Below are 4,456 nucleotides of genomic sequence, written 5' to 3' on the forward strand. Positions count from 1 at the left end.
TATACAGCTTAAACAATGAGTGGATTAAGACCCAACTGGCTGTTGGGTACTGAAATCCTACACTTATATATTAGGAGGAGGTGGAAGATGGACACTGACAGCAGAGGAACCATAAGGAAAAAGGCCTTTCCCTGGAATCGATCCAGACGGAAAGGCCTTTTTAGTCAGATTCAGGCAGCTTTTATTTGCCCGCCATCTTCTTCTCCTGTTCCTCGATCATCTTCTTCACCATATAGCCGCCTACGCTGCCGTTCTGGTAAGAGGTCAGGTTTCCATTGTAGCCGTTGGTCAGCGGCACTCCTAACTCAGAGGCCACCTCCATCTTAAACTTGTCCATGGCCTCCTTGGCCTCCGGTACTACCATACGATTGGAAGAATTGTTTGTACTGGGCATATAAAACCCTCCTTTTGAGTGATTTGCCGGCCTTGTTTTTTCCGGCGTTTTCTTGGTACACTCCTATTATGGTCTCTGGAGAAAATAATACACTAGAAGGTTTTTCGTTAAATGTCATTTTTTGCAAAGCCCGGGCCTGCTATCTGCCTTCTTCCTTTAAGCAGAGGAAGGCACAGAGATTTCCCCGCCGGTCTGCCGATGTCCGGTGGGAAAACAAAAACTCTGGATTGCAGTGGGTACAGATATCCGTCACAGAGATCCCTGTCTCCGGCACGCCCGCTTCCCGGAGAACGATCCGGTTAGCCTCCCAGAGATCCAGCTGGTATTTTCCATTCTCTTTTTTGTAGAAAAGCGCCGGGTGGTGCTCTTCCCGGAAGGCCGCCGCAAATTCAGCGATCACTTCCTCTCCCACTTCATAGCAGTCCTGGCAGATGCTGGGGCCGATACAGGCCGTCACATCAGCCGGATCCGTGCCGTACTCCTTTTCCATGGCCGACAGAACCGCCTGGCCCATGCGGTTTACGGTCCCTCTCCAGCCCGAATGGGCCAGACCGATGGCCCTTCTTTTCCGGTCCAGAAAATACAGCGGCACGCAGTCGGCAAAAAATGTCACCAGCGTCACGCCGGGCCGGTCTGTGATCAGTCCGTCCACATCCCGGTAATCCCGTTCCTTTACGATCCCCTTTCCCTCGTCCTCCGGGGTCACGGTCCGCACGTTGATGGTGTGGGTCTGCCACGTCAGGACCATGCGTGTCTCATCCACGCCCAGGGCCTTTGCCATACGCCTGTAATTTTCCCGTACCGCCTCCGGATCGTCTCCCCGGGTAAAAGAAAAATTCATGGTGGAATAGCACCCTTTGCTCACACCGCCCATACGGGTGGAGAAGGCGTGGGCTACAAGCCCTGTTTCTTCCAGGGCCGGGAAGGAAAGCCACGTGACTCCATCCCTTGTGACTTCCTTTATAAGACCGCCGTCTCCCTTTCTTTTCCAGTCATACATGTATATCTCTCCCGTCTAAAACGCATTTTTTAAATGTGTGATCTGCTCTCCGTCGATCCCCACCGCGTCAAACCGGCAGGCCGCAGACTCCGGAAATCCGTGCTCATAAAGATAGACAGCCGCCACCCGGCGCACCTGTCCGGCCTTCCGGCTGTCGATGGCCTCCAGCGCATATCCGGCCCTTTTCGTTTTCCTGTATTTGACCTCCACAAAGACCAGATATCCGCCGTCCCTGGCAATGATGTCGATCTCGCCGGTGCGGCATCGGTAATTCAGTTCCAGGACATCCATCCCTTTCTGTTCCAGATACCGGGCCGCCAGCTGCTCATACCGGCTTCCTTCCATCCGCTTATTCTGTCCCACAAAGGCTCCTTTCCGAAGCTACACGAAATTTTTAATAAAGGTCCTCCGGTGGATGGGCGACGGACCCAGTTCCCTTAAGGCTGCAATATGGGCCGCAGTTCCGTAGCCCTTATGCTTTGCAAATCCATACCCGGGATACAGCTTGTCATACTCCGCCATCAGATAATCCCTGGTGACCTTGGCCAGGACGCTGGCCGCGGCTATGGATACGCTTTTGGCGTCTCCCTTGACAATGGGGATCTGCGGGATCTCCATTCCCGGAATTGTGACCGCATCGTTTAAAAGCAGGTCCGGCATCTGGGAAAGGCCGCCGATGGCCGCCCGCATGGCCTCATAGGTGGCCTGGAGGATGTTGATCTCATCGATCCTGGCCGGGGAGACCACCGCCACATTCCAAGCCAGGGCCTTTTCCTTTATCTCCAGGAACAGCTCCTCCCGCCGCTTTTCCGACAGCTTCTTTGAATCGTTGAGATACAGGATGGTGCAGTCCCTGGGAAGGATCACCGCCCCGGCGGCCACCGGTCCCGCCAGCGGCCCTCTTCCTGCCTCGTCGATCCCGCAGATCAGGGCGCAGTCCTCATTCTCCTTTTCGTATGCCTTCATGGCCTCCAGCCGTAAAAGCTCCTTCTCCAGCCGTTCTCCTGTCAGTGTTCTTGCCATATATGCCTTCCTTTACTCCGGAAATTCCAGTGTGATCCGCCCCAGCTTTCCGCTGCGGAAATCCTCCAGCAAAAGCCTTGCTGCCCTGGGGACATCATAGCCGCCGCCCTTTAAGAGGCAGGACCTGGCAATGGCGATCTGCTCCAGAAGCTCGTGGGGAGACCGGTCCTCCGGGATCCCGTACCGCTCCGCCAGAAGCCCCGGATATGCCTTCAGTAAAAATGCGCAGAGCTCTGCTGCCAGCTCGTCCTTATTCAGGATCTCGTCGTTGATGGATCCCAAAAACGCCAGCTTAAGGCCCACGGACTGGTCCTCAAATTTTGGCCACAGGATCCCTGGCGTATCCAGAAGCTCCACCTGCTTATTCAGACGGATCCACTGGTTTCCCTTGGTAACGCCCGGCTTATTTCCTGTTTTAGCCGCTGCCTTTCCGGCAAAGCTGTTGATAAACGTGGATTTTCCCACATTGGGGATCCCTGCCACCATGGCCCGCACCGGCCGGTTTAAGATCCCGCGCCTCCGGTCCCGCTCGATCTTTTCCTTACATGCCTCCTGGATCACACTATGGATCTGCTTTAAGGAAGCCTTCTGTCGGGCGTCGATCTTCATCACCTGGAAGCCCTTGGCTTCAAAATACCGGGTCCAGGCAGCATTTCCGGCCTCACTGGCCAGATCCGCCTTATTGAGCAGCACCATCCGTGCCTTTCCCCGGCCCAGATCGTCGATGTCCGGATTCCGGCTGGATAAAGGCGCCCTGGCATCCACCAGCTCGATGATCAGATCGATCAGCTTAATATCCTCCTGCATGGCCCTTTTGGCCTTTGTCATATGGCCCGGATACCACTGTATATTCATCCTTCTTCTCCTTTCAGACTGACCGGCCCGAACTGGGAAAACGGCTGGATCCTGAACCATACCTTCCCGATCAGCTGGTCCCTTTTTACATTCCCGATGCTGGAAAAACGGCTGTCCTCACTGGACTCCCTGTTATCTCCCAAGAGAAAATATTCATCCTCGGAAAGCTCCATGGGATATTCTGCCAGCCCGGCGATGGAGGCCGCGTCCAGCGCCCCCTCTGCTTCCAGAGGTTCTCCATTGATATAGACCTGGTTCTCCCTGATCTGCACTGTTTCACCCGGAAGGCCAATGATCCGCTTCATATTAAAAGTCTGATCCCCCTGGGAAAACACTGCGATATCAAACCGCCTGGGACTTCCCAAGGCATACGCCAGCCGGTTTACTAAAACCACGTCGCCGGAGTCCAGTGCCGGCTTCATGGAGCCGCCGTTTACCTCGATCCGGCCTCCAAAGCCATAGACCAGATAGCAGGCGAAGGCGATGACCACCGCGATGTCTACGATCCAATTGACCACCGAATGGAGCCGGTTCTCATCCTTTTCATGGTAAAATTCCACAAAAGCACCTCCGGAATATTGAAAAAAGAGGGGGACAATTTTCATTGTTCCCCTCATTCTGCCAGTTACAAATTATTTTACTAACTCTTTAACCTTAGCAGCCTTACCTACTCTTGTTCTTAAGTAGTTCAGTTTTGCACGGCGTACTTTACCTCTTCTTACAACTTCGATATTCTCAACAGACGGAGAATGAAGCGGCCAGGTCTTTTCAACGCCGATGCCGTTGGAATTCTTTCTGACAGTGAAGGTCTCTCTTACTCCGCCGTTCTGTCTCTTGATAACAGTTCCCTCGAACACCTGGATTCTCTCGCGGTTGCCCTCGCGGATCTTAGCAGATACTCTTACAGTGTCACCTACGTTGAAGCTCGGTACAGTTTCCTTTAACTGGGCGGCTTCGATATTCTTGATAATTTCGTTCATATTCATGAACCTCCTTAAAGTATTCGATGTTCTTACCCGCGGTATGAGTATCAGTACGCGGCAGCGGACCATCTCTTATTTCACGGTTTATGATTATAGCATATGTCTGTCCAAATTGCAAGGACTAAATCACGACATACGCATGAATTGTTTTCCTTCCTCTTTTTCAGAATATCTTGTTTTTAAAAATTTAATACCTGTTCC

General features: G+C 53.0%; 7 protein-coding genes. All 7 read right to left on the reverse strand.

Features of this window, described 5'->3' with window-relative positions; translation table 11 throughout:
* Positions 1-181: 181 nt before the first annotated feature.
* Positions 182-394: an alpha/beta-type small acid-soluble spore protein gene (locus OCV69_RS16320; RefSeq protein WP_158360296.1), complete on the reverse strand. Its 213-nt coding sequence runs from the start codon at positions 392-394 to the stop codon at positions 182-184.
* A 139-nt stretch (positions 395-533) separates the two neighbouring features.
* Positions 534-1,394, reverse strand: a complete 861-nt coding sequence (gene pgeF, locus OCV69_RS16325) for a peptidoglycan editing factor PgeF (protein WP_158360295.1) — start codon at positions 1,392-1,394, stop codon at positions 534-536.
* A 15-nt stretch (positions 1,395-1,409) separates the two neighbouring features.
* Positions 1,410-1,757 carry a YraN family protein gene (locus tag OCV69_RS16330; RefSeq protein ID WP_331485793.1) on the reverse strand — a complete coding sequence of 116 codons (348 nt, stop codon included), beginning with the start codon at positions 1,755-1,757 and terminating at the stop codon, positions 1,410-1,412.
* An 18-nt stretch (positions 1,758-1,775) separates the two neighbouring features.
* Complete coding sequence (locus OCV69_RS16335; RefSeq protein ID WP_158360294.1) at positions 1,776-2,417, reverse strand: ribonuclease HII; 642 nt, start codon at positions 2,415-2,417, stop codon at positions 1,776-1,778.
* Positions 2,418-2,429: 12 nt separating this feature from the next.
* A complete protein-coding gene (ylqF, locus tag OCV69_RS16340; protein WP_022274559.1) occupies positions 2,430-3,272 on the reverse strand; it encodes a ribosome biogenesis GTPase YlqF in 843 nt (280 codons plus the stop codon).
* Positions 3,269-3,832 (reverse strand): signal peptidase I, encoded by a 564-nt coding sequence (lepB, locus tag OCV69_RS16345; RefSeq protein ID WP_262427847.1) that lies wholly within the window; start codon positions 3,830-3,832, stop codon positions 3,269-3,271. The genes ylqF and lepB overlap by 4 nt, the downstream gene beginning before the upstream one ends.
* A 72-nt stretch (positions 3,833-3,904) precedes the next feature.
* Complete coding sequence (gene rplS, locus OCV69_RS16350; protein WP_022274561.1) at positions 3,905-4,252, reverse strand: 50S ribosomal protein L19; 348 nt, start codon at positions 4,250-4,252, stop codon at positions 3,905-3,907.
* Positions 4,253-4,456: the final 204 nt, after the last annotated feature.

The organism is Alitiscatomonas aceti, from assembly GCF_025567195.1.
GTDB classification, from domain to species: domain Bacteria; phylum Bacillota; class Clostridia; order Lachnospirales; family Lachnospiraceae; genus Alitiscatomonas; species Alitiscatomonas aceti.

Excerpts from the sequence above, each read along its gene's own strand:
- OCV69_RS16320 (WP_158360296.1), bottom strand. The coding sequence starts at position 394 with ATGCCCAGTACAAACAATTCTTCCAATCGTATGGTAGTACCGGAGGCC.
- pgeF (WP_158360295.1), bottom strand. The coding sequence starts at position 1,394 with ATGTATGACTGGAAAAGAAAGGGAGACGGCGGTCTTATAAAGGAAGTC.
- OCV69_RS16335 (WP_158360294.1), bottom strand. The coding sequence starts at position 2,417 with ATGGCAAGAACACTGACAGGAGAACGGCTGGAGAAGGAGCTTTTACGG.
- ylqF (WP_022274559.1), bottom strand. The coding sequence starts at position 3,272 with ATGAATATACAGTGGTATCCGGGCCATATGACAAAGGCCAAAAGGGCC.
- rplS (WP_022274561.1), bottom strand. The coding sequence starts at position 4,252 with ATGAACGAAATTATCAAGAATATCGAAGCCGCCCAGTTAAAGGAAACT.